The organism is Zoogloea sp. LCSB751 (assembly GCF_002028455.1).
Taxonomy (GTDB): Bacteria; Pseudomonadota; Gammaproteobacteria; order Burkholderiales; family Rhodocyclaceae; genus Zoogloea.
This window is the reverse complement of record NZ_MWUM01000121.1, coordinates 1-319: the sequence shown is the minus strand read 5'-3', so window position 1 is coordinate 319 and position 319 is coordinate 1. Positions and strand designations below refer to the sequence as shown.

Sequence of the window (319 nt, the reverse complement as noted above, 5' to 3'; positions counted from 1 at the left end):
ATCTTCAATAACACGTGTGATACGAATTGCACTCGTTTCAGATACACCGTAACTCATACCAAGATGGAAAAATGTTCGATATTCTCTCCAATATTCTATACATAAGAGCAAACGATCTTCCAACGGTAATTTATGCGGTCGTCCTTTACCAATATGACGAGGTAACTGCTTATTTAGCTCGGCCAACATGAGGTTAAATGTAGCCCAACTAACACCGGTAAGCCTACGAAACTTAACGTCTGATAATTTTTGAATATCTTTGAATTTCATCCAAGGATTATCCCTTGAATTAAATAATTTTGCTGATTAATTTAAGATC

General features: G+C 35.7%; 1 protein-coding gene. It reads right to left on the bottom strand.

Annotated elements, in window-relative coordinates; translation table 11 throughout:
* Window positions 1–270: transposase family protein (locus B4920_RS26015; RefSeq protein WP_079437597.1), on the bottom strand; the 270-nt coding region annotated here is incomplete at its 3' end.
* Between the last annotated feature and the right edge of the window lie 49 nt (window positions 271–319).